The sequence below is a fragment of the Corynebacterium sp. HMSC072D12 genome, from assembly GCF_001813925.1.
GTDB lineage: Bacteria > Actinomycetota > Actinomycetes > Mycobacteriales > Mycobacteriaceae > Corynebacterium > Corynebacterium aurimucosum.
In genome coordinates this window covers 1-233 of sequence record NZ_KV814413.1, presented here as the reverse complement: position 1 = coordinate 233, position 233 = coordinate 1, and the positions used below count along the sequence as shown (strand labels likewise).

The 233-nt window shown below is 56.7% G+C and carries 1 pseudogene; it reads left to right on the top strand.

Going from position 1 to position 233, the window contains the following annotated elements:
* Positions 1-233, top strand: a pseudogene (locus tag HMPREF2943_RS12520) (hypothetical protein); the annotation flags it as partial.

Sequence of the window (233 nt, the reverse complement as noted above, 5' to 3'; positions counted from 1 at the left end):
GATGTTCCGGTTACGGTGACTTACCCGGACGAGACCACCGATGAGGTGAAGGCGAACTTCAAGCTGGATACCGATAATGACGGTAAGCCTGACACCGAGGACGAGGATGACGATGGTGACGGCATCCCGGATAAGGAAGAGAAGGACAAGGGCTCTAACCCGAAGGATAAGGGTTCGATTCCGGCAACTCCGATCGAGCCGGGTAACCCCACCAATGCCGCAACCTTCGAGCC